At 39.5% G+C, this 24,098-nt stretch carries 20 protein-coding genes and 1 tRNA gene; 7 read left to right on the top strand and 14 right to left on the bottom strand.

Annotated elements, in window-relative coordinates; genetic code table 11:
- Positions 1 to 79: 79 nt before the first annotated feature.
- The 4 genes from BM015_RS11860 to panC form a co-directional block, all read right to left on the bottom strand.
- Positions 80 to 298 (bottom strand): hypothetical protein, encoded by a 219-nt coding sequence (locus BM015_RS11860; protein ID WP_090658599.1) that lies wholly within the window; start codon positions 296 to 298, stop codon positions 80 to 82.
- A gap of 196 nt (positions 299 to 494) precedes the next feature.
- A protein-coding gene (gene prfB, locus BM015_RS11855; RefSeq protein ID WP_177191888.1) for a peptide chain release factor 2 occupies positions 495 to 1,590 on the bottom strand; the annotation gives its coding sequence in 2 pieces (ribosomal slippage) (positions 495 to 1,529 and positions 1,531 to 1,590; 1,095 coding nt in all).
- 55 nt (positions 1,591 to 1,645) lie between these two features.
- A complete protein-coding gene (locus BM015_RS11850) occupies positions 1,646 to 2,041 on the bottom strand; it encodes a DUF1801 domain-containing protein (RefSeq protein WP_090658598.1) in 396 nt (131 codons plus the stop codon).
- 24 nt (positions 2,042 to 2,065) lie between these two features.
- A complete protein-coding gene (gene panC, locus BM015_RS11845) occupies positions 2,066 to 2,911 on the bottom strand; it encodes a pantoate--beta-alanine ligase (RefSeq protein WP_090658595.1) in 846 nt (281 codons plus the stop codon).
- A 108-nt stretch (positions 2,912 to 3,019) separates the two neighbouring features.
- On the opposite strand from panC, the gene BM015_RS11840 reads away from it, so the two are divergent.
- Genes BM015_RS11840 through metK form a run of 3 tightly spaced genes read left to right on the top strand, consistent with a single transcriptional unit; the run spans position 3,020 to position 6,570 of the window.
- Positions 3,020 to 3,835, top strand: a complete 816-nt coding sequence (locus BM015_RS11840) for a glycogen/starch synthase (RefSeq protein WP_090658593.1) — start codon at positions 3,020 to 3,022, stop codon at positions 3,833 to 3,835.
- Positions 3,836 to 3,841: 6 nt separating this feature from the next.
- Positions 3,842 to 5,275, top strand: coding sequence for a DUF4270 family protein (locus tag BM015_RS11835; RefSeq protein ID WP_090658591.1), 1,434 nt, complete (start codon positions 3,842 to 3,844; stop codon positions 5,273 to 5,275).
- Between the two features lie 44 nt (positions 5,276 to 5,319).
- A complete protein-coding gene (gene metK, locus BM015_RS11830) occupies positions 5,320 to 6,570 on the top strand; it encodes a methionine adenosyltransferase (RefSeq protein ID WP_090658589.1) in 1,251 nt (416 codons plus the stop codon).
- A 93-nt stretch (positions 6,571 to 6,663) separates the two neighbouring features.
- Here metK and BM015_RS11825 read toward each other — a convergent pair whose 3' ends face one another.
- Together BM015_RS11825 and BM015_RS11820 are read right to left on the bottom strand one after the other, a co-directional pair.
- Positions 6,664 to 8,535, bottom strand: coding sequence for a glycoside hydrolase family 13 protein (locus BM015_RS11825; RefSeq protein WP_090658809.1), 1,872 nt, complete (start codon positions 8,533 to 8,535; stop codon positions 6,664 to 6,666).
- A gap of 31 nt (positions 8,536 to 8,566) precedes the next feature.
- Positions 8,567 to 9,958, bottom strand: coding sequence for an MFS transporter (locus BM015_RS11820; RefSeq protein ID WP_090658587.1), 1,392 nt, complete (start codon positions 9,956 to 9,958; stop codon positions 8,567 to 8,569).
- A gap of 430 nt (positions 9,959 to 10,388) precedes the next feature.
- Here BM015_RS11820 and BM015_RS11815 point away from each other — a divergent pair.
- A tRNA-Leu gene (locus tag BM015_RS11815) sits at positions 10,389 to 10,472 on the top strand.
- A 1,334-nt stretch (positions 10,473 to 11,806) separates the two neighbouring features.
- Here the strand turns inward: BM015_RS11815 and BM015_RS11800 are convergent.
- From BM015_RS11800 to BM015_RS11775, 6 genes are all read right to left on the bottom strand, one after another.
- Entirely contained in the window at positions 11,807 to 12,445 is a 639-nt protein-coding gene (locus tag BM015_RS11800; protein WP_143075836.1) for a hypothetical protein, read from the bottom strand.
- 420 nt (positions 12,446 to 12,865) lie between these two features.
- Entirely contained in the window at positions 12,866 to 14,314 is a 1,449-nt protein-coding gene (locus BM015_RS11795) for a TolC family protein (protein WP_090658579.1), read from the bottom strand.
- 7 nt (positions 14,315 to 14,321) lie between these two features.
- Entirely contained in the window at positions 14,322 to 14,987 is a 666-nt protein-coding gene (locus BM015_RS11790; RefSeq protein ID WP_090658577.1) for an ABC transporter ATP-binding protein, read from the bottom strand.
- Between the two features lie 182 nt (positions 14,988 to 15,169).
- Entirely contained in the window at positions 15,170 to 15,670 is a 501-nt protein-coding gene (locus BM015_RS11785) for a GNAT family N-acetyltransferase (RefSeq protein WP_090658572.1), read from the bottom strand.
- A gap of 2 nt (positions 15,671 to 15,672) precedes the next feature.
- Positions 15,673 to 16,269: a phosphatase PAP2 family protein gene (locus BM015_RS21855; protein ID WP_090658570.1), complete on the bottom strand. Its 597-nt coding sequence runs from the start codon at positions 16,267 to 16,269 to the stop codon at positions 15,673 to 15,675.
- Between the two features lie 55 nt (positions 16,270 to 16,324).
- A complete protein-coding gene (locus BM015_RS11775) occupies positions 16,325 to 18,973 on the bottom strand; it encodes a valine--tRNA ligase (protein WP_090658568.1) in 2,649 nt (882 codons plus the stop codon).
- 242 nt (positions 18,974 to 19,215) lie between these two features.
- Here BM015_RS11775 and BM015_RS11770 point away from each other — a divergent pair, with 242 nt between their 5' ends.
- The 3 genes from BM015_RS11770 (at position 19,216) to pbpC (ending at position 23,573) form a co-directional block, all read left to right on the top strand.
- Positions 19,216 to 20,547, top strand: a complete 1,332-nt coding sequence (locus BM015_RS11770; protein WP_090658566.1) for an exonuclease domain-containing protein — start codon at positions 19,216 to 19,218, stop codon at positions 20,545 to 20,547.
- Positions 20,548 to 20,807: 260 nt separating this feature from the next.
- Positions 20,808 to 21,065, top strand: coding sequence for a YtxH domain-containing protein (locus BM015_RS11760; protein ID WP_143075835.1), 258 nt, complete (start codon positions 20,808 to 20,810; stop codon positions 21,063 to 21,065).
- 186 nt (positions 21,066 to 21,251) lie between these two features.
- Entirely contained in the window at positions 21,252 to 23,573 is a 2,322-nt protein-coding gene (gene pbpC, locus BM015_RS11755) for a penicillin-binding protein 1C (RefSeq protein WP_245751377.1), read from the top strand.
- On the opposite strand, the gene BM015_RS11750 is transcribed toward pbpC, so the two are convergent.
- Both BM015_RS11750 and BM015_RS11745 read right to left on the bottom strand, forming a co-directional pair.
- Positions 23,567 to 23,818, bottom strand: a complete 252-nt coding sequence (locus BM015_RS11750) for a Txe/YoeB family addiction module toxin (RefSeq protein ID WP_262497250.1) — start codon at positions 23,816 to 23,818, stop codon at positions 23,567 to 23,569. The two genes, pbpC and BM015_RS11750, sit on opposite strands and share 7 nt — an antisense overlap.
- A 6-nt stretch (positions 23,819 to 23,824) precedes the next feature.
- Positions 23,825 to 24,049, bottom strand: coding sequence for a hypothetical protein (locus BM015_RS11745; protein ID WP_090658560.1), 225 nt, complete (start codon positions 24,047 to 24,049; stop codon positions 23,825 to 23,827).
- Between the last annotated feature and the right edge of the window lie 49 nt (positions 24,050 to 24,098).

Raw genomic sequence — 24,098 nt, 5'->3', positions numbered from 1 at the left:
GGTTAGCATTGCTAACCGGAGCGGGTAAACATAAACTGTTTACTCAAAAGCTGAGATGTTTATGAATTTCCCATAATCTTTAAGATTTATTCTTGCTTTCGCAGGATTGATCTTTTTTATTTTTTGTGCTTAATGCTGCCAGTTGTGTTTGCGTATCTTCATCATAAGGATGTTTTATACCGTGCTTATCATCCGGTATGCCTAAACCACTTGCAGGGCCTCCCTTTGCTGCTAAATCCCTTTCTTCATCGGCGTTTACAGCAGCATAACCTTGCTGATCAATTTTATTATCCGGCATAACAATAGTTTTAAAGGTTATACAATACTTATAAGCTTTAAATTATCGTGCCATAATTAAATGATATGGAAATTTTAAGATTACTGAATTTTAAAACGGGCCGGGCAATTTATTTAGCCACAGATGCACAAATAATTTTTTATGTTTTGATAATAAATTTTATCTGTGCATCGGTGACTAATATATCTGCTGTGTGTTACTGTTGTTCCACTTCCTTTTCCATCATTAAATAAGCTTTAATAAAACCATCCAGTTCGCCATCCATTACGGGCTGCACATTACCTACTTCATAATCTGTACGATGGTCTTTTATCATTTTATAAGGATGGAAAACATAGCTTCTTATCTGGCTGCCCCATTCAATTTTTTTCTTACCTGCATTGGCTGCATTTTTTGCTTCTTCACGTTTACGTAATTCTTCTTCATACAATCGGCTCTTCAGCATTTTTAATGCAAGCTCACGGTTTTCACCCTGTGTTCTGCTTTGCTGGCATTCAACAATAATACCAGAGGGCGCATGTTTTAAGCGAACAGCAGTTTCTACTTTATTTACGTTCTGGCCACCTTTACCGCCGCTGCGGTAAAACTCCCATTCCAGGTCGGCAGGGTTTACGTTTATTTCAATCGTATCATCAATTAAAGGATAAACAAACACGCTGGCAAACGAAGTATGCCGTCTTGCATTACTGTCAAACGGGGAAATTCTTACCAAACGGTGCACGCCGCTTTCTGCCTTTAAAAATCCGTAAGCGAAAGGGCCATCGAATTGCAGTGTTGCTGTTTTAATGCCAGCGCCATCACCTTCCTGGAAATCGAGTTCTGTAACTTTCCAGCCTTGCTTATCGCCATACATGCGGTACATGCGCAACAGCATTTCAGCCCAGTCCTGGCTTTCCGTTCCGCCAGCGCCGGGATTAATTTGTAATACAGCAGGCAGTTCATCTTCCGGCTGGTTAAGCGTGCTTTTAAACTCTGCATCATCTAATGCGGTTAGTGCATTATCATAAGCCTGTTTAGCTTCTTCTTCCGTGGCATCTCCTTCTTTCCAAAAATCAAACAGCACGGCAAAATCTTCCACAGCAGTTTCTACCTGCTTGTAAAGCTTAAGCCAATATTCATTTGTTTTAATTTCTTTCATAATGCCGGTGGCCCGGTCATTATCATTCCAGAAGCCTGGTGAAAGCGAGAGCTGGCGGTCGTTTTCTATTTTTTGCGTGCGGTTATCAACGTCAAAGAAACCTCCTTATCCCGGTTAAGCGGGACCGCAATTCCTGTAATTTTTCCTGTGTCATAGCTGCGAAGATAAGAAGTGGCTTAAACTTTCGAAAAGATCAAAACCTTTATAAGTTATTGCAGCGATTGTGTGATAATAGAATTTAAAACTTCAACATCAACTTTATCCAGGCTATTAATATACAAACATCCTTTGCCGGTTTTATGCTTACCCAGCTTTTCCAGTAAATCATCATATTTATGTATCCCGCCTGGAATATATAAGGCAATGTTTTGCTTGCGCGGAGAAAAACCTATTATACACATATCGCCTTCGTGGCCGCTTTCGTATTTATAATGATAGCTGCCAAAACCTACAATGCTGGTGCCCCACATGGCCGGTGCAAGCCCGGTGGCTTTTTGCATCATATCGCTAATGGCAAAACAGTCTTTGCGTTTTTGTGCGTCTTCCACTTTATTTAAAAAAGCAGTAACGCTGTCTTCTGTTTGTTTTGTTTTCAGGTTAGCCATCGTTCAAGATTTCGATATAGTAATTTACAAAAGAATATTATCAATCAGCCTTACATCTTCAATAAAAGCAGCGGCAAGTGCAATTAATTGTTTGCCGGGTTCTGCGGTGGTTACAGACAACAGCGTTTCAGCATCACATACTTCCACGTAATCAACCTTATCAAAGCCGCTTTGCAATATTTTTTCTTTTGCCTCAACTTTCAGCAATTCAATATCGCTGCTGGCAATATGTTGTTGTATAAATTGTAAAGATTCATAAAGCGCCGTTGCTTTGTAATGTGCATTTGTGCTTAAACGCATGTTGCGGCTGCTCATGGCAAGGCCGCTTGTTTCCCTGGCTGTATTAACTGCCTGTATATTTATGGAAGGATAAAAATCCTGCATCATTTTTTTCACGACGAGGTATTGCTGGTAATCTTTTCTGCCAAGAAAAAGAATGTCCGGGCGTACAATATTTAATAGCCTGTGTACCACGTTGCACACGCCCTGGAAGTGGCCCGGCCTGTATTTGCCCTCGAGTATGTTTTCGAGATAACCCAATTCAAAATGCTGCAAATGCTGTGTGCCCTGCGGGTAAATTTCGTTAACAGAAGGCAAAAAAAGAATATCGGTTTTATTGGTCTCCAGTAAAAAAATATCCTGCTCAATTGTAACGGGGTATTTATCAAAATCGCTTTTATCATTGAATTGAGTGGGATTCACAAAAATGCTGCACACAACAATATCGCATTGTTTTTTGGCTTCTTTCATTAAGGAAAGATGACCTGAATGTAAAGCACCCATAGTAGGAACAAAGCCAATTTTCAGTTTGTTATTACGCAGTTTTTCCAGTTTCGTCTGCAGCGGCCGAATGGTTTTAAATAATATCATTGAAGGGATTTAACAACGCCCAAATGCCTGTAGCTCTTAATTTTCAAAGCATTTCGTTACCTTTGCACTCTTTATTTTTTTTAGCATTAGGTAAAAAACAGGTTTTTAATGTCAACAAAGAAAAGAATTTTATTCATAGCTACAGAAATGTCACCCTACCTGGAGCTTACAGAATTTGCCGAGATTGTAAACAAGCTGGCAATAAAATGTAATGATAATGGCTATGAAGTGCGTTGTATTATGCCGCGTTTTGGTGTGATTAATGAAAGAAGGCACCGCCTGCATGAAGTGGTAAGATTATCGGGCATAAATGTTTCTATTGATAACGATGACCACCCTTTACAAATAAAAGTTGCGTCTTTGCCTAATGCAAGGTTGCAGGTTTATTTTTTAGATAATGAAGACTTCTTTAAGCGCAAGCATATTTTTCATGATGAGAACGATCATTGGTTTGATGATAATGATCTTCGCACCATATTCTTCTGCAAGGGCGCTTTGGAAACCGTGAAGAAATTTGGCTGGCCTCCTGATATTATTCATTGCAGCGGATGGATGACAGGCCTTATTCCCATGTACCTGAAAACTGTTTATAAACGCGAACCCGTTTTTCTGCATAGCAAAACAGTCTTTACTATTGGTCAAAATACTTTTAAAGAAAAGCTTGGAAAACATTTTCTTGAAAGAGCTGTTATTCATGCTAACATTAAAGAAAAAGAACTGGAACCTTATAAAGATAATAACAACACTGCCATGTTCAGGGGCGGTGCGCATTATGCAGATGCCATTACTTTCGGCGCTGAGAAAATAGACAAAAAACTTGTTGAAGAATTTGCTAAATCACGCGGTAAAAAGATATTGCCTTACAGCAAAGAATCTGATTTAACAGAGTATTTAGAATTGTATAACGAGCTTGCGTCGAAGTAAAATTTCATGAATTACCCTCATTTACGGCCCAGGTTTTTCCAGGGTGCTTTACTTTTTCTGGTTGTTCTTTTTTCTTGCACCAAGATAATTACTACAGACATTGGTTCAGGGTTAATTCCGCCGGTTGATGGGGTTATAACAAAGGATACTGTTATCGAAGTATTTACAAAGAACCTTGGCTTCGATACCATTTCGGTAAGCATTTCCGACGATCATGTGCTTGGTTATGTAAACGACCCGGTTTTTGGAAAAACCACTGCTTCTATTAACTTCCAGGTAGCACCGGAAAATTCCCCTTTTGCACGCGGCATTAATAAAGATAGTATTGTGGTGGATTCTGTGGTTCTATCTTTAAAATACAAAGGTGTTTGGGGCGATTCATTGCAGCCTTTAAGCCTGCGTGTTTACAGCATGGACCCCGAAAATTTGTTTAACAGCAATTCCTCATATACCAATACAAAAAACTTTATAAAAGGGCAGGAGCTTACAGAATTTAATACCGCTAAATATGTAGATATCCGCAGGCTTGATGATGTTGATACTATAAAAGGTGTGGCTGCAACTGAAATAACAACTAACCAGCTTCGCATAAGATTAAATAAATCGTTTGGTGAAAATATTTTGAAGCTGGACAGCAGCACTTACTACACCGGCGATTCTGCATTTTATACTTATTTAAGAGGTATTATGATTGAGCCCGGCGCTATGGGGCAGGCGTTAATGCGCATGAACCTTACAGACACTACTACGCGGCTTTCATTATATTATCATAAACTCGGTGGTGGTGATACACTGGTTAAAAGGTTTTTACCGAAGGCTTTAACTTCAGCCAGCTCCAATACGATTTTAAGAGATTACAGCGGCACTGAAATTCCTTCTTATGTAAACAGGCCAGACAGTAACCAGGATTTGATATTTATGCAAACAAGCCCGGGCACACGCGCCTTTATTAATATTTCCAATGTAAAGGGAATGCCTAATGTAATTGTGCACCGCGCAGAAATATTGATGAACCAGGTGCCTTATGCATCTAACGATACATTGCTTTCGCCGCCTAACCTGTTCCTGGCAGCATATAATAAAGATTCTGCAAAGCAGTTTATAATGCCTTATGATGTTAGCGTATATAATGGAAGTATAAGTAACCTTACCCAGTTTGGCGTTTCACCGAGATTAAAAAATGGTGTATATAATTACAGTTTTGATATTACGAGATATGTGCAAAGCATTATAACAAGAAGCGATACACTTTATAACCTGGTGTTAACCGCCCCATACAATCAATATATTTATGTAGATAAAAATTTTCAATACGCTGTACCTATTTCGTCACCTTCACTTAATTATCCCGCAATAGGCAGGATCAGGCTGGGCGGCGGCAACAATAACAACAGCCAGTACAAAATGCGTTTGCATATAGTGTATTCATTGCCCGAATAATTTTTCCTGCATAGCACTATATTTGCAACTCTTAAAAAAATTATATGCCTTATTTATTTACGTCCGAAAGTGTATCTGAAGGACATCCTGATAAAATTGCAGACCAGATATCTGATGCTTTAATCGATAATTTTCTTGCATTTGATGAGAACAGCAAAGTTGCCTGTGAAACGCTTGTAACAACAGGCCAGGTTATTCTTGCCGGCGAGGTAAAATCGAAGGCATATCTTGATGTGCAGGATATAGCACGTAACGTTATTCGCAAAATTGGTTATACCAAAAGTGAGTATATGTTTGAAGCGCATTCCTGTGGTGTGCTTTCAGCTATACATGAACAATCGCCTGATATTAACCAGGGTGTTGACAGGGCCAGTAAAGAAGACCAGGGCGCCGGCGACCAGGGAATGATGTTTGGTTATGCTATTAATGAAACGGAAGATTACATGCCGCTGGCATTAAATATTGCGCATAAACTTTTGATTGAACTGGCTGAGCTTCGCCGGGAAAATAAAGATATTACTTACTTAAGGCCTGATGCTAAAAGCCAGGTTACCCTGGAATACTCTGATGATAATAAACCTGTAAGAATTGATGCCATTGTCATATCAACGCAGCATGACGATTTCGATACGGAAGAAAACATGCTTAAGAAAATTAAGCAGGATGTGCTGGATATTCTTATCCCAAGAATATTAAAGAAAAACCCTGAATTCAAACCTTTATTTACAGACAATATTACTTACCACGTAAACCCAACCGGAAAGTTTGTGATTGGCGGCCCGCATGGTGATACAGGTTTAACAGGCAGGAAAATTATTGTTGATACTTATGGCGGTAAAGGCGCTCATGGCGGCGGTGCTTTCAGCGGAAAAGATCCCAGCAAGGTTGACCGTTCTGCAGCTTATGCAACACGCCATATTGCAAAAAATCTTGTAGCAGCAGGTGTGTGCGATGAAGCGCTTGTTCAGGTATCGTATGCTATCGGCGTTGCAAAGCCCACAAGCATTAACGTAAAAACATTTGGCACTGCGAATGTTAATTTAACTGATGGTGAAATAAGCAAAAAGGTGGAAGGTATTTTTGATCTTCGCCCATACTTTATTGAACAGCGTTTAAAACTGCGTAACCCTATTTACAGTGAAACTGCAGCTTACGGGCACATGGGCCGCAAGAATGAAGTGGTTGAGAAAACATTCTCTTCGCCTGAAGGCAAAAAGATTACTAAAACTGTTGAATTATTTACCTGGGAAAAGCTTGATTATGTTGATAAGATAAAAGAAGCTTTTGGTTTATAATTCACTTAAAAAGATCTTAGATAATTAAAAGGCGGCAAATACAAATTGCTGCCTTTTATATTTATGCACTGAAATTACCAGCAGGAGAGACGCTTATTTTTTCAGCTCAAGCACAAGGCTTGTGTTGGCTTCAAGTAAAATTGGGGATGATGTTGCATTTATTGTGTTATCAAAAATATTGATGGCATTTGTAAAGCCTGAAGTACGCTCAGTATACTTTGAAAAATCAATTGTTTGCTGTTTATCACTTGTGTTTAATACAATCATGATGGTTTGATTTTCATCATACCTGAAATAAACATACAAGCCATCAACAGGTAAATACTGCATTAGTTTTCCTGTTTTTAAAGCAGAGGAATTCTTCCTGAAGTTCGCGAGTGTTTTTATTAAAGATTGAACAGATAATTGATCCGCTTTTAAATTTCTTCCGGTAAAAGCATTCACGCTATCACCGCTCCATCCGCCGGGAAAATCAAGCCGCACCCAACCGTCAGGATTGGTAATGCCTTTCATCAGCACTTCATCGCCATAATACATTTGCGGAATGCCGCGACAGGTAAGCAGCCATACAAAACCCATCTTATCTTTTTGCAAATTTTCATTCACAACAGAATACCAGCGGCTGAGATCATGATTATCTAAAAAGATAACATTGCGTGTTGGGTCTTTGTATAAAAAATCATTGCTTAAAGTGGTGTACAATTTATTTACGCCATCCGTCCATCCAAAAGGTTCATTCACAGCCGGCTGAATGCCATAAAACAAACACTGAAAATCTGTGATGCCCTGCAGGTTGCTTTTAAAAGGAGTGTTGATATTGTTCTCGGCAAAATAAGCTTCGCTAGCAGTGCCATGCACCCACGCTTCGCCAAACATGGTTATGTGCGGGTATTCATCGGTAAGCGCTTTATTGCAGCGGTTCATAAAGTCAAGATCGTTGTAAATATAGGTATCAATGCGCCAGCCATCCACACCAAATTCTTCCACCGAATAAATGGCATGCTGGATTAAAAAGTTTGCCACCAAAGGATTGGATTGATTAAGGTCGGGCATTTGCTGCGTAAACCATCCATCGCTTGTTCTTTTTTTATCAGATTCAGCCGCATGTGGATCAAATAAAGGTTGGTCGCGATAACTGGTTTGAGTAAACTCAGGCCATTGATGCAGCCAGTCTTTTGAAGGCATATCCTGTACAAAAAAGTTATACAGGCCAACATGGTTATACACTGCATCCTGTATCAGTTTCATGCCGCGTTTGTGCAGCTTATCGCTTAATTGCAGGTAAGCTTTTTCACCGCCAATGCGTGGTTCAATCTTGTAATGATTGGTAAAAGCATAACCATGTTCTGTGCGGTTGGGCATGTCGTTTTCAATAACCGGTGTCATCCACAAAGTGGTAACGCCCATATCTTTTAAATAATCAAGATGATTGATAACGCCCTGCAAATCGCCTCCATGCCGCAAGAAGATAGAATCGCGGTTAAGCGATTGATCTTTCATACCTGCAATACGGTCGTTTGTGGTATCGCCGTTACTAAAACGGTCGGGCATTAAAAGATATACAAAGTCTGAAGAAGTAACGCCTTGTGCATAAGCAGTACCGTTGCCTTGCCGCCTTTCTTTCAATTCATAATTAATGCTGATCTTTCTTTTGCCTTCTCCAAAATTAAAAATGCGTTTGCCAGGTTTTGCATCTTTATCAATTACAAGGTCAAAAAAAATATAGTTTGGATTTTCAACCCTTTCAATTCTTTTAAGCGTGATGCCATCTGCCAGTCGCATGCCCGCTTCCGTCATTTTAATCATAGGAATTCTATCTGCAATATTGGTCGAGTGGATCATTAACTGCAGCTCAGGATTCTTCATGCCTGCCCACCAATGCGTTGGATACACATCAATTGTTTGTGCTGAAAGCGATGCGCAGCAAACAAAACCAATAAAGAGAAATACAAATAATTTATTCATAATAAAAATTAAGTTGATTAGAAATGAATGGTTATACAGGCCGGTCATCTGCCGTTTCATAAATAGCAGCGTCATCAGTTATCTCGTTTTTATTTTCACGAATTAAACTATAACATAAAACAGCTGCGAGGGCCATAAGTACGCCGCCTGCCTGCACCGCAAGCATCCTGTCGTTATTTAATAAATGCTCCATAATCCATCCAAAGAACAGGGAAGCAATTATTTCGGGCAATACAATAAAGAAATTAAAGATGCCCATATACACGCCAATTTTATCTTCAGGCAGTGAACCGGCCAGCATAGCATAAGGCATGGAAAGAATGCTGCTCCATGCAATGCCAACGCCCGTCATGCAGAAATATAATTCATAAGGCTGTGTTACAAAACGCACGCAAACCAGGCCAATGGCGCCGCACAGTAAACAAACTGTATGCGTGGTTTTACGGCCAAGTTTTCCTGCTATAAAAGGAATGCCTAGCGCGAATAAAAAAGATACGATGTTGTAATACGATAACGTTAAACCGCCGTATTCAATACCTTTTGTGTACAGCGGATCGGTGGTACCTGTTGCATGAAATACATCCCTTGCAACGGCGGTGTTATAATAAAACCACATGAGGAATAAGCCCGGCCATGTAAAGAATTGCACAAGGGCAAGCCGCTTCATTTTTGAAGGCATATTTTTAATGGCTTGTGTAATTTCCACGAAGCCGTTGCCAAAACCCTTCCCGCTTTTTACTGCCTTTTCCTTTGCAGGAATAATTGCCGGCGGGTATTCTTTGGAGGTAAAAATTGTATATAAAACTGCTATAAAGAAAATGGCCGCGCCTGCATAAAAAGAAAATTCAACCGTATGCGGAATACTATTGCCGGAAGAACTATTGGAAACATGAAACACATTCGACATGAGCCACGGCAGGGCAGAGGCTATGCTTCCGCCAAGGCCAATTAAAAAGCTCTGCATGGCAAAGCCCTGTGTACGCTGGCTTTCGGGTAGTTTATCGGCAACAAAAGCTCTGAAAGGTTCCATGGCAATATTACCGGAGGTGTCTAAAATCCACAATAAACCGGCGGCCATCCATAGCGATCCGCTGTTAGGCATAAGAAACAGGCAAATGGTGCTTAAAAAGGCGCCTGCAAAAAAATAGGGCCTTCTGCGGCCCCAGCGCGGGTGCCATGTCCTGTCGCTCATATAACCAATAATTGGCTGCACTATTAAGCCGGTGAGCGGCGCTGCTAAAAACAGCAGGGGTATTTGTTCGGGAGAAGCTTTCAGGTATTCGTAAATAGGCCCCATATTGGCACGCTGAAGGTCCCATCCAAACTGGATTCCGAAAAAACCAAAGCTCATATTGAAAATCTGCGCAAAACTTAATTTTGGCTTTGATATGAAAGCAGGAGCGGAGGAAGCAGTTAATGCCATGGCAATCGTTTATGCAACAAAGATGTGTGAAAAATACACTTAATGGGTTTTTGGAATGGATTATTTTAACGTAAGTTCGGGGATAACCCAAGCCTTCAGGCTTGGGATTAAAGAAATGTTCTATAAAAAGGCTTTAGCCTGAGTATTTACATTCACTTTGGCTAAAGCCAGTTAAAAACCAGCTCATTCATCCCAATGCTAAAGCATTGGGTTAATAAAAAAACGTTATCCAGAACTCGCGTTATTTTAACGATATGCGGTATGAATTATAGGAATGGCTGAATGAAGCATACTGTACCTTTGCCGCACAATGAAAACGGTAAAGCAAATAACCCGCTGGTTAAAGAATTTCTTCTTTCCCAAAAAGAAATGTTGCCAGTAGTGTTTGGTTGATTTGATTTCAGGATGTAACATTGCACTCCTTTTCAAAGCCCGGATGGCGGAATTGGTAGACGCGTCAGACTCAAAATCTGGTATCTTCACGGATGTGCAGGTTCGATTCCTGTTCCGGGCACTTGATTATCAATAGCTTAAAAAGGCCGCTTTAGCGGCCTTTTTAATTTGCCAGTAAATAACTGGTTAGATGGACAGGAACTTGTTTTTGAAAGGATGAGGAACAGCAATACAGGGTATTGACCGGGGAGGATGCCAAAGGCAAGCCTGTTGACGCCGGCATAATACAAGCGATCATTACCGCACTGGACAATTTATAATTTTCAATTACGCTCTGCAGCACAAACATTACAAATGCAACTTGTGCATTACCGGGCGTATGTTTAAAGAAGGATGGCGCGCTGCAGTCGAACCTGTGGTTGTATTCCTCAAACCAAAGCTTGAAAGCAGATTGGGATTTGAGTTTGCTTAAGGCCGGATTTGAATTTGAGTCCCACGCATCATGTCACAGATTCATTCCAACGAGTACTTCGTAAACATCGAATGCTTAATTATTGGGCGTAGTTATTTTAAGTCTTAAATCCAAATTGCAGTCTAAACATTTCACAGAGTCATTTTCAATTTTGTATTTAGCACCTAAATATTTAGATTTTTGATCTTCAAATTCTAGTGTCAATAGAGTATCTATCTGTTTGTAGGTGCCCGTGTTTTCGCTTTTGCAACTTATGTCATAAATATATGCGATAAACTTTCCGTTCTTAAACAATGTTATTTTTACATTGATCGGATCGCTGCCTTCAATTCTGTTTATTTTCTTTCCCAAAAAAAATAGGCACTATCATTCGCCTTAGAAATAAGGATAAACAGAAAATAAATGGAATTATAGTAATTAAAACAATTCTATATTTTTTCCACTTATTTTTTTTGATATGATACCAAGAATTAATGAAAAGTGCAATTCCAAGTAATACAAAAAGTATTAATGCTTTAAAGATGAAAATATTTTCTGCATCACAAATAGCTCTGTGCCCTGGGATCTGATTGTTTATAAATGATAAACCTATGATTAGAAACAGTGAAACTGAAATGGTTTGCCCAATAATTATAAATACATTTTTTACGTTCATCGCGAAAATCATGTCCAACGCAAATATTTACGAATATCCCACGCAGTTCCAAAAAAAATGGCCACCTGATTTTTAATACTTATCTCTTTTACGTCGCAGCAGGGTCTTCGTTAATGGCATTGTGCAAAGCCACGAGACCCTGCGTTTTATTTTAACTCTTCATAATGAACAGGGGTAAAATGTTTTGATTGTTATAATTCATAAAAGCCTGCGCTGCTATGTTCAAATATCTCCAAATTTACTGAATTGCTTATACGCAGTCTCATCCTGCACACATGGCTATACAATGAAGACCCTGCTACGACAGGATCTTAGTTATTAGGCGCTTCTATATTGTCACACGAACACGTTTTTCAATGCTGCTTTTCTTGTCGCTATACTTATGTGGTGTTGTCCATTTATAGTAAAGCATTTTACTGCTTATGCTAATGGTGTCCAAACATGCGTCATTGCTTCCAGCGTCACACGGTTTTTCTTTTTCAATAACGAATTGTGTTGCTTTTGTTTTTAAGTTGCGTACTGCTAAAACGGTATCAGCAAATTCCTCTGTCACAAATAAGTTGTATTTTTTGTCAAAGCAAAGTCCGTTGTTGAACTCTTGCACTTGCTCCATATTGTTAAGCGGTAGTACCACATTTAACCAAGCACCTGAACCTGTGCTATAATCCAAAATCAAATAGTTTTTATTTTCCCACTTCACATTTAATCTTTCAGCAAACATGAAATCAAGAGGTTCGTCGTAAGTCCGTTTAATAGTGTCGTTGCCCCAAGTTATTTTAACTGCACTGTCCGAAAATTGTGTCAGCATGTAGTAGCTACCGCTTTCGGTAACATGCTTTTTATTCAGGTCTTGAATTACCAAAGGATAAAGGTCTGCATAATGTGAAGTGTCTTGCTGTCTGGCAACTTGCGAAGTGTCTGCTGCATAATTACTTTGTTGCCCTGATGAACAAGCAACAAGTGTCAAAACTAAAACCCACAAAATTTTGGGGAGTCTCATAAAATAATTGCGCCTAACACGCGCTGATTTATGTTATATAATACGAAACTACTCAAAAAAACCGCTATTCAAAATCAACACTTTAATATTATACAAAATCAATTGTCGTTAGGACAATTCACCCTTTTCCTTTCACTGATTAAAGACCCATTGCAGTAAAATTCCAACCCACAAATTACATTACTCATGCAGCGCCGGAAAACTCCAACCCGTCATTTTTAAGAACAAACCCTATTCTAAAAATTCAGGATGCCATTTTACATTTAACAAACCCTATTCTAAAAAGCCCGGATGATTGTGCAGAGATGTCTCGTTACCTCGGCATGACGTGCTAAGAACATTATTTAACCGGTACTCCTTAAATTTTAATAGCACAACAGGTAAAGATTAATCAAATTTTAGTTTGCCGCTGTAATAATCAACTACCATAGCACTTAAAACATAATTGTATTTGGCTATGATAAGGCTCAGGTTTGACTGGTCGTAATTGTTCTTGGCAATAACATAATCCACAGAAGTAACGGCGCCGGCATTGAATTTTATTTCGGCTATGCGGAAAGATTCTTTATATGCACTTACCTGTTCTGTAAGCGTTGCAAAACGGTTCCTGGCCGATACCACGTTGGCATGCGCCTGTTCTATATTTTGCTGCAACTGCGTTTTAGTGGTTTTTAAAACTATCTCTGCATCTTTTTGTTGCAGCAACGCTGTTTTTATCTGCGTCCTGTTCCTGAAATTATTAAGCAGGGGAATGCTTATACCAATACTGAAAGAGTTATAAAAGTTATTGGAAAACTGGCTTCCGTAAGGTATTTTTTGAGACACATAATTATTCTGCACCGCATACACAGGAAGCTTGCTGCCATTGTTCAACACATAATTATCTGTTTCCACATCATTTGAACCGGTAAACTGCTGCGTGGCGGCGGCGCTTGAATAGTTGGTAGATAAACCGCCATTGAAATAAAGGGAAGGATAACGCTGCGAACGGTAACTTTTTACGCCGTAAACAGCGCTGTTTCTTCTTAGCTCGGCTGCTTTAACTATGGCAAGGTTTTGTAAAGCCGACCTGTATATGGAATCTGTATTTAACGTGGTGTTATCTGTAATGCCGGCTATGTTTATCGCTTCAATTTCCATGTTTTTATTGTAAAGAATATTGAGCAATTGTGCCAATGTTATTTTTGCTGTTTGCAAATTATTATCAGCATTTACTACAGCCAATTCGTTTTGTGCATACACGCCTTTAAGGTCAGATAATTCTTCCGGGCCAATGCTGCCATCCTGGTTTAATATTTCAAGCCGTTCCACCTGCTTTGAAGACACATCCTGTTGTTGCCGGGCGGCAGAAAGTAATTCTTCATTAGTTAATATTTGCAGGTATTGAAGAATTACATTTAGTGCCACGGCATCTTTCTGCTGTTGAATCTCGAACTCACTTGCCTGGAAAGCCAGCTTGCTTTGCTTAATGCCGCGCTGAATAGAAAAAAAGTTAAACAATGTAAGGCTGGTGTTTAAACCATAATTGCCATATCTTATTGTTTGGTTTGAATAAGAGTTTGTATAAGGATCGATGCTGCGCCCGCTGTTTACACCATGGCTCACATCTCCGTTTAATGTTGGTATCATATACCCTTTCGCATTCTGCCAGTTTGCCTTTGAAATGCCCGACGTTACTTCGCTTCGCTGCACATCATTATTATTTTCTAATGCTAATTGAATGCATTGCTGCAATGTAAGTTTGGCGGGTGTGGAATCAGCCTGCGCAAATATTGTTGTGCTTATAATTGTAAATAATGCTATTAATGCAGTTTTAATCATAATGCTGTTCTTCATATACTTTTTACTGTTCTATTCTTCCATCTAATAAATTAATAATGCGGGAACCATACTCAGCATTCTTTTCAGAATGTGTTACCTGTATAATGGTTACGCCATCTTCTTCATTCAGCTTTTTAAATAACTCCATTATTTCTTCGCCCTGTTTTGAATTAAGATTGCCCGTTGGCTCATCTGCCAGCAATAATTTAGGATTGGCTACAAGCGCCCTGGCAATGCCAACCAACTGTTGCTGCCCGCCGCTTAACTGTGTTGGAAAAAGATCTTTTTTGCCAACGATATTAAAACGGTCAAGTATATCTGCAACAATGGCTTTTCTTTCAGATGTTTTTGAGTTTTGATAAATTAAAGGCGTTTCAATATTTTCATATACCGTTAATTCATCAATAAGATGATAAGCCTGGAAAACGAAACCTATATATTGTTTATACAATTGTGAACGATGTTTTTCTTTCAGCTTATTCACATGCTCTCCCATAAAAAAATAATCGCCTTCATTAAATTCATCCAGCATGCCCAATACATTTAATAAAGTAGATTTTCCTGAACCGGAAGGGCCCATTACAGAAATAAATTCGCCTTGTTGAATGGTGAGGTTTATATCTTTCAGAAGATAAGTTTTAGCGCCGCCCACTGTTATCCATTTTGAAAGATGCTGTAGTTCTATCATGCAGATTAATTTAATTGTACGTCAAGTATAAGAAAGATGTACCAATTAACACAAGTCCTGAAAAGCAATTAGTTAGTTAAGCAACACATAGATAAGGTGTCCGGTTTCGATACAGTTAATGTTCATTTTCAGCATAGAAGTTTCTTAGATATAGGGCTGAAGAAAAAGCAAAGTTTAAGCATCTACCTTAAACTCTTCTCCATTATATAATCATTCATAAAATAGCCTTTGCCAATATCAATATCTTCTTCACCAATTACTTTAAACCCAAGCCGCTCATACATGCCTTTTGCTTTATTGTAACGGTTTACATTCAGTAATAATGATGTTGCATTTTCTTTTTTTATTGATTGAATAATGTGTTCAATCAGCAACCTGCCAACGCCTTTTCCCTGGTGCGATGGAAGAATGTAAATCTTATTGAGTTTATATATGCCGTTTTTAAGCAAACTGTAATCGGCATAGGCAATGGGTATATCACCTTCTTCTGCCAGTAAAAAAATATGCCCTTCCTTAAGCTGGCTCAGTAATGATGCTTCGCTGTAAATAAGGTTCAGCATATAGTTTATTTGATCCGCTGAAAGTATATCACCAAATGTTGGCGGCCATATGGCATGCGCCATTTTATGAATAGTAGGTATATCTGTTTCTGTGGCCCTGCGAATTGTTATATCTAAATTCATTTTTATTTAAATATTTTTTTACTTATCCAATGTGAAATTAATGCGCTGCCGGCGCCTGTAACCGCACCCGCGATAACATCGGTCGGATAATGTTCGCCTAAATACATTCTTGAATAACCAACGCCTGCTGCCCATGCATATGCCGGTACAACAATGTACCACTTTTTATATTGAAGCGAAACGCTTGTGGCTGCAGCAAAAGCCATCGTAACATGCCCTGAAGGAAATGACTTCCCGTCTTCATATCTGTGCGGAAAAACATCATTGTATTTTTGAAAAGGGCGCTTCCGGTCAAATACAAGTTTCATAACGGTAGTAGCACCGGCCGCAAGAACTATACTGCCTGCAATTTCATAAGCCCTGTATTCATTTTTTTTATCGTGATTGATCTTGCTTTCAACAAATAAGCCAACGGGCAGTGCAATGCTTACAGGATAAGCTGAACTGGAAACACCTTTCCATATAAACGAATTGGGATGCTGTGGATTAATGTCTCTCAGCAAATTAATATCCCAGTTTTGCGCATTGGTTTTTATGCCAATAAAAAAGCATCCTGCAACCAGGATGCCTGTAAAAGATTTAATGTTTGGAAACTTCAACGTGTACAATTTTCAGTGTTTATAATTCTGCAAACCCGTCGTTGACAAAAAGGTTTTACGCAAGGTTTTTCAAACTTTCTTCCAGCGTTTTAATTCGTGCTTCCGCATCGGCCTGTTTCTTTCTTTCCAGTTCAACCACTTCGGGCTTTGCATTTTGTACAAAACGTTCGTTGCTTAATTTTTTTTGTACAGATTGAAGAAAATTTTTCTGGTAAGTAAGATCTTTTTCAAGTTCAGCCTTTAATGCAGCAGTATCTGCCTGCTGTTCGCCCTTAATGTAGAACTTATCTTCTTCATTCGTTGTGACAATCGAACCAGCAATATTTTCATGGGTGAATGCAACAGAAGCCGCATTCACCTGCTTCTTTAATATTTCTTCAAAACTTGTATATGTTTCTTTACTGGCCGTTTGAATAAATAATTCTATGCTTTCTTTTGGCTTGATATTATTTTTATTCCTGGCATCGCGAATAGTGGTGATTACATTCTTCAATAAGTTGCCCTGCTGTAAAACATCTGCTGACCATTGACTATTCACCGCTAATTGTTTCACACAAATATCATCCTCATGTTCCTGCAACAAATGATAAATTTCTTCTGTTACAAATGGCATAAATGGGTGCAGGAGCTGCATCAATTCATTAAAAAAGAAAATAGTTTTATCGTGCACTTCTTTTTCAATGGGCTGTTCAAAACCGGGTTTAATCCATTCGAGATACCAACTACAGAAATCATCCCATATCAAAGAATAGATTGTTTTTAGAGCTTCGCTCAATTTAAATTGTTCATATAATTTTTCTATTTCAAGCTTGGCTTCATTCAATCTTTGTTCAAACCATGTAACAGCAAAGTTCCCGGTTGATTGTTGATTGTTGGCTGTTGCCCGGCCTTCCCACATCTTCACCAGCTTCATGGCATTCCATATCTTATTGATGAAAAAGCTGCCCTGTTTTAAAGTGCTTTCTTCTTTTACATCAAACAATAAATCGTTGCCGGCAGGAGAGGAGATGAGAATGCCAAAGCGAACCGCATCAGCACCATACTTATCTATCAGTGCAAGCAGGTCCGGCGAATTGCCCAGGCTCTTGCTCATTTTCCTGCCCAGCTCATCGCGCACAATACCCGTGAAGTAAACATTGCTGAAAGGTTTTTCTTCTTTGTATTCATAACCGCTAATGATCATTCTTGCCACCCAGAAAAAAATAATTTCCGGCGCTGTAACCAAAGTTTGTGTAGGGTAATAATATTGAATGTCTTTATTACCGGGTTCAGATAAACCTTTAAATACTTCCATCGGCCAAAGCCAGGAAGAGAACCAGGTATCCAGCACGTCTTCATCCTGTTTCAGTTTACCGTTTACCGAAGTCCGTTGACGGTTGGCTTCTTCTTCGTTCTCTGCCACATATACATTCCCTTCTTCATCATACCAGGCGGGGATGCGCTGGCCCCACCAAAGCTGGCGGCTTACGCACCAGTCTTTAATGTTTTCCATCCAATACCTATACGTGTTTACATATTTGGGGGGGAAGAATTTTATCGTCTCATCCAGTACGGCTTTCAAAGCAGGATCACTTAATTTTTTCATGCTAAGCCACCACTGTAAGCTCAACCTCGGTTCTACAACTGCATCACTGCGTTCGCTGTAACCCACCTGGTTTTTATAATCTTCAATCTTTATAATATGTTTGGCTTCTTCCAGCGCCGCCACCATTTTTTTGCGGGCTTCAAACCGGTCTTCGCCCACAAATAGCTGGGCGGCCTCACTCATCGTACCGTCATCATTTAAAATATCTATTACCTCAAGGCCATATTTTTTGCCGATATTATAATCGTTCATGTCGTGCGCCGGTGTAATCTTGAGGGCGCCGGTGCCAAATTCCATTTCAACATAATCATCGGCAATAATTGGAATGCGGCGGTTGATTAAAGGCACCAATGCGGTTTTACCCACCAGGTGTTTGTAGCGTTCATCTTTAGGATTTACACAAATGGCCGTATCACCCAAAATAGTTTCAGGGCGAACGGTGGCGATGATGATTTTTTCATTTTGTAAAGAAGATAAATCATGCAAGCCTATGCCGGATTCTTCAACTATATTATACTTTACATAATACAATTTGCTATTGGTTTCCCTGTAAATTACTTCTTCATCACTCAGTGCAGTTTTGGCTTTGACATCCCAATGAATCATGCGTTCGCCGCGATAAATTAAGCCTTTATTGTACAGGTCAACGAATACTTTAATCACCGTTTTATAATAGTGATCATCCATGGTAAACGTGGTGCGGTCCCAATCTGCGCTGCAGCCAAGCTTCCTGAGCTGCTGCAGGATAATGCCGCCATATTTTTCTTTCCATTCCCAGGCATATTTTAAAAACTCTTCGCGGCTGAGCGAAGCCTTTGTAATGCCCCTTTCCCGCAGCATTTGCACCACTTTGGCTTCCGTGGCTATAGAGGCATGGTCTGTACCCGGCACCCAGCAGGCATTTTTGCCGTGCATGCGGGCATGGCGAATCAGCACATCCTGGATGGTATTATTCAAAGCATGGCCCATGTGCAGCACACCTGTTACGTTTGGCGGCGGCATTACTATGGTGTAAGGCTCACGTTCATCGGGTACACTGTTAAAGTATTTTTTTTCCATCCAGTGCGCATACCATTTTGCCTCTGCTTCTGTATGATTAAAATTTTTAGATAATTCCATGTTTAGTTATTAATCGCTTCGCTCTTAATGATTTTACTTTTATGTTACCGGTTGAAATGCAGGTGGTGTCGTCCCTGGAGCCTGCCCGCACCTGTAATATTAATGCTTTGCCCGGCAACAAGGGCGCAAAAATACTTAACTGCTTTTAATTGAAAGGTACTATTGAGAGCATATTGGTTTCATGGCAACCGGTTTAATTTTTAATTTTAAGGAATTTTCTTTTTTAATTTTTACTTTGTAGCGTGTATGCTATTGTTGATATAGAAACCACCGGCAGCCATCCTGCACAAAATGGCATTACTGAAATAGCCATTGTTTTACATAACGGTACGGAAGTGGAAGGCCGTTATGAAACGCTTATCAATCCCGGTTATCCCATTCCTTCTTTTATCACTTATCTTACCGGTATCAGTAATGACACGGTAGCATCTGCGCCCAGTTTTTCGCAGGTGGCACAGCATATTCATAACCTTTTAAGCAACCGTATTTTTATCGCGCATAATGTAAACTTTGATTACACTTTTATCCGGCATCATTTGCAGGAAAATGGTTATCACTGGCTGCCTAAAAAATTATGTACGCTTAAGCTTAGCCGTAAGGCATTTCCCGGTTTGGCCAAATATGGCCTTGGCCATCTTTGCCAGGTATTGGAAATACCGGTTGTGAACCGCCACCGTGCCGGTGGCGATGCAGATGCCACTGCTATTTTATTTCAGAAAATATTAAAAGAAGGTGGCGAAAAAATTATTAAAGACTTTCTGAAAAAGGATAACCACGAGCAAATTCTGCCGCCCAATCTTCCCAAAGAAAGTATCCAGAAATTACCTTATGTGCCGGGCGTATATTACTTCCATAACGCCAAAGGAAAAATAATTTATGTGGGCAAGGCGAAGAATTTAAAAAAACGCGTGCTTAGTCATTTCACCGGTCTAAATACCGGTAAAAAACGCCAGGAATTTTTACGCAATATTTACGAGGTTAGTTTTACAGAATGCCCTACTGAGTTTACCGCTTTTATTCTTGAAAGCATTGAAATAAAAAAATACTGGCCGGAATATAACTTCAGCCAGAAACATGCTGAACAGTTTTATGGCATTTATTTGTTTGAAGACAATGCAGGTTTTTTACGGCTTGCTATCGATAAAAAAAGAAAGCATACAGAACCCGTTGCCAGTTTTACGCTGCTGGGCGATGCGCATCGTGCATTATGGAAAATGGTAAAACAGTTTGAGCTGCACCCGGCTTTATGTTTTCTGCAAAAACAATTATATATACCTGCTACCATTAACAGTGAATTATATAACGAAAAAGTTAGAGAGGCTGTAAACTTTCTGCAGCAAAATATGGGCACATTCGCCATTATTGAAGCGCCTGCCACCGGCAATCAAAAAAGCTGTGTATTGGTTGAAAACGGAAAATTTTATGGTATGGGTTTGTTGCCGCATGACAACGAGTCATTTGACCCGGTTCATTTAAAAACCTACCTCACAGCTTATCCTGAAAATGAAATGATCAGGACACTTGTTAAATCTTATGCACAAAAAAATACGGAGAAGCTGGTTAAAGTAAATTGATGTTATTTTGTGTGGAGTAGTTTTCCCACAAAGTTCTTTGATTTTTAAAATTCATGCCGTAATTACCGGATGTAAGATGCAGGCATGAAATTTTCAATGTTGTTCCACATAAAACTATAATTATGGTATTAAGTGGCATTATTTGTTTAGGTATTAGCTGCACAATTGCAGCGTTTGTAGGAAAAACCAGGGCTTTGCCCAACCAGGATTAATATGGCTTGATTTTAGAGTTTGTATTTATTAATACTAAAATTTTATTTATGCATTTCAGAACATTTATGAATGGTGTGCTCGTTGGTATTTTGCTTGGTGTTTTATTTGCACCTGAAAGCGGGGAAGAAACCCGTAAAAAAATATCAAGAAGGGCGCAGGGCATTAAAGATAGTTATGATGAATTTGCCGGCGAAGTATCTGAAACTTATGGCAAAGTAAAAACCCGGGCTAATGATCTTGTAAATCGTGCAAAAGATAAATATAACGAAATTAAAGGGGAATCAGAATCAATGTACGAGGTATAAATGGTAGTTAAACGCTTTACATGAAAAACCCCGTGCCTGACTACCCCCGGTTTCTGCCGGGGGATTTTTTTTATATGTACATTCGTACTTGTGCACCGTCTGAGAAAAAAATTAACAGCACTGCCTCTGTGTAGAAAAATTTTCCTGGGTATTGCCGTTATATTTTTTATATGGTTTTGCTTTTGTTTGCCTGCAAACTTATTTCCCGCGCCAACCAGTTATGTTATAGAAGATAAAAATGGTAACCTCTTAAATGCATCTATTGCCGGAGATGGCCAATGGCGTTTTCCCTTTAATGAAAATGTGCCCGATAAATTTGCCAAATGCATTACAACATTTGAAGATAAAAGATTCTATTATCATCCCGGTGTTGACCCGCTTGCTTTTGCAAGGGCATTTGTTCAGAACATACAATCGCAATCAACGGTAAGTGGCGCCAGTACACTAACTATGCAGGTTATACGATTAAGCCGTGGCGCCAAAAGCAGGAATATTTTTAATAAACTTATTGAAAGCATTTTAGCTGTAAGGTTAGAGTTCACTCATCGCAAAAAAAATGTTCTTGCTTTATATGCATCCAATGCGCCATTTGGCAGTAATATAGTTGGGCTGGATGCTGCGGCCTGGCGTTATTTTGGCCGAAGCCCTGAACAATTAAGCTGGGGCGAAATGGCTGCGCTGGCTGTTTTGCCAAATGCGCCATCATTGGTGCGGCCCGGGAAAAACCAACAGGAACTATTAAGGAAAAGAAATTTTTTATTAGATAAGCTGTCTGCTGCAAATATTATTGATTCGACCACTGCAATGCTTTCAAAATCAGAACCGCTGCCCGGCGAGCCAAAACCGCTTCCTCAATTAGCGCCGCATTTGCTAAACAGGTTTAAAAAAGATATTGTTGCGCATCAACAATCATCTTCCAATAAAAGTCTTGTAACGGGTATTCAAACAACAATAGACATTAACCTGCAATTACGGGTGAATGATATTCTTAACCGGCATCACCGGCAATTGCAATCAAACCAGATAAACAATGCCGCGGCAATGGTGGTTGATATTGAAAGCGGCGATATCCTTTCTTATATCGGCAACATTTATACACCGGCAGATTCATCCGCAGAAAGTTATGTTGATGTGCTCGCAAGCAAACGCAGTCCCGGCAGCACTTTAAAACCTTTGCTGTATGCATCTCTGTTAAGCGAAGGGAAAATGCTGCCACAGCAACTGGTACCTGATATTCCCACGCAAATAAATGGTTATGCGCCGCAAAATTTTGACCTGGGTTATGATGGTGCGGTTCCTGCCAATCGTGCATTAGCAAGAAGCCTGAATATTCCCGCCGTTAAAATGCTGCAGCAATATCGTTTTCAGCGATTTTATAATGTATTAAAGCAATGCGGTTTCACAACGCTTGATCATCCGCCTGGTTTTTATGGAATGAGCTTAATATTGGGAGGCTGTGAAATTTCACCCTATGAATTATGTGGTGTGTATGCGAGCATGGCACGAATGTATTTGCATCAAAAGCAAAACAAAGGCAAATGGAATGGGGAAGATTGGTTTATGCCGCAGTACGGTCAACGGTCAACAGTTAACGGTCAACAGACGATAGCATCTGCTCAAATGTTTGATTATACTTCGTTATGGCACACATTCAATGCTATGAATGAAGTGATGCGGCCGGGTGAAGAAGGCCTGTGGGGAATGTTTCAATCGGCGCAACGTATAGCGTGGAAAACAGGAACGAGCTTTGGCTTTCGCGATGGCTGGGCGGTTGGGTTTACACCAAAATATTGCGTGGTGGTTTGGGTGGGCAACACAACCGGCGTTGGCCGCCCTGATTTAACAGGCATTAATACGGCAGCGCCAATTATGTTTGATATTTTCAGAACATTACCGCAATCAAAATGGTTTCAGCCACCGCAATATGATTTTGCATATTTGCCCGTTTGCCATCAATCCGGTTTTAAAGCCGGCCAATATTGTACAGATGTTGATACCATGCTTGTTTCCAAAAACGCCCAGCAGGCGCCGGTTTGCCCTTATCATCATATTATTCATCTTGATAAAACGGGAACATACCGTGTAACTGCTAATTGTGTTTCTCCGTCTGAAATGGTACATCAGAAATGGTTTGTGTTGCCTCCAACTATGGAATTTTATTACAGGCAGCGGCATACAGATTATAAAGTATTACCGCCTTTTATGAGCGGATGTTTGAATGAAATACAAGCTGCATTTGAAATTGTTTACCCGCAGGAAGGCGCAAAAATATCAGTGCCAAAAGAAATAAGCGGCGAAAAAGGGCGAACGGTTTTCACCGTAACGGCACGTAATAATCAGGCAAAATTATTCTGGAGTTTAGACGATGTTTATATAGGTGAAACAGAGAATTTTCATCAGATGGCGGTTAATCCCTCTCCGGGAAAACATACTTTAACTGTTGTGGATGAAAGCGGGGAATCGGTTGTGAGGAATTTTGAAATTGTGGGGAAGGAGCAGGGTTATTGATAATGATGCATGCACGAGAAAATCACAACTGAAATATCTGTTACCCTATAAATAAGCCGATGCTCATTATCAATTCTCCTGCTCCAGCAGCCGGCGAATTGATGTTTTAATGGCTCCGGTTTTCCAATGCCGGTAAAAGGATCTCGTAAAATATCTCTTATTAAATCTCCTATTCGCAATGCAGTTTTTCTGTCTGTTTGTATCCAATTTTTTATATTCTTCAAAGGCTTTAGGAACGAATTCAATATTTCTCATAAAAGATCATTAGGGCTTACCTTAATAGTTTCTTTTTTTGTATTGTATTCTTCAATTCTTTCTGCGAGTTCAGATGCATAATCACTGTCACTGACTATATATTCAGTTTCATCTGCCGGTTGAATAGTTATTTCAACTGTTTTATGCGGGAACATTTTTTTTATTCCTTCAAGTATATCAGCAGTGAGATTATCTGTATTTATACGAATAGTAGTTTCCATTTTAATTGTTTAGTACCTAAAGTTAGCAAATCATGGTAATTTTATAGTG

It is taken from the genome of Parafilimonas terrae, assembly GCF_900115755.1.
In the GTDB taxonomy this organism is placed as follows: Bacteria; Bacteroidota; Bacteroidia; order Chitinophagales; family Chitinophagaceae; genus Parafilimonas; species Parafilimonas terrae.
This window is presented reverse-complemented; position numbering and strand designations above follow the sequence as displayed.

Bases quoted from the DNA above. Each gene is read 5' to 3' on its own strand.
- BM015_RS11820 (WP_090658587.1), bottom strand. From the start codon at position 9,958: ATGGCATTAACTGCTTCCTCCGCTCCTGCTTTCATATCAAAGCCAAAA.
- BM015_RS11835 (WP_090658591.1), top strand. From the start codon at position 3,842: ATGAATTACCCTCATTTACGGCCCAGGTTTTTCCAGGGTGCTTTACTT.
- BM015_RS11860 (WP_090658599.1), bottom strand. From the start codon at position 298: ATGCCGGATAATAAAATTGATCAGCAAGGTTATGCTGCTGTAAACGCC.
- BM015_RS11760 (WP_143075835.1), top strand. From the start codon at position 20,808: ATGCATTTCAGAACATTTATGAATGGTGTGCTCGTTGGTATTTTGCTT.
- BM015_RS11825 (WP_090658809.1), bottom strand. From the start codon at position 8,535: ATGAATAAATTATTTGTATTTCTCTTTATTGGTTTTGTTTGCTGCGCA.
- BM015_RS11840 (WP_090658593.1), top strand. From the start codon at position 3,020: ATGTCAACAAAGAAAAGAATTTTATTCATAGCTACAGAAATGTCACCC.
- BM015_RS11850 (WP_090658598.1), bottom strand. From the start codon at position 2,041: ATGGCTAACCTGAAAACAAAACAAACAGAAGACAGCGTTACTGCTTTT.
- panC (WP_090658595.1), bottom strand. From the start codon at position 2,911: ATGATATTATTTAAAACCATTCGGCCGCTGCAGACGAAACTGGAAAAA.
- BM015_RS11790 (WP_090658577.1), bottom strand. From the start codon at position 14,987: ATGATAGAACTACAGCATCTTTCAAAATGGATAACAGTGGGCGGCGCT.
- BM015_RS11745 (WP_090658560.1), bottom strand. From the start codon at position 24,049: ATGGAAACTACTATTCGTATAAATACAGATAATCTCACTGCTGATATA.
- BM015_RS11795 (WP_090658579.1), bottom strand. From the start codon at position 14,314: ATGAAGAACAGCATTATGATTAAAACTGCATTAATAGCATTATTTACA.
- metK (WP_090658589.1), top strand. From the start codon at position 5,320: ATGCCTTATTTATTTACGTCCGAAAGTGTATCTGAAGGACATCCTGAT.
- BM015_RS11775 (WP_090658568.1), bottom strand. From the start codon at position 18,973: ATGGAATTATCTAAAAATTTTAATCATACAGAAGCAGAGGCAAAATGG.
- BM015_RS11785 (WP_090658572.1), bottom strand. From the start codon at position 15,670: ATGAATTTAGATATAACAATTCGCAGGGCCACAGAAACAGATATACCT.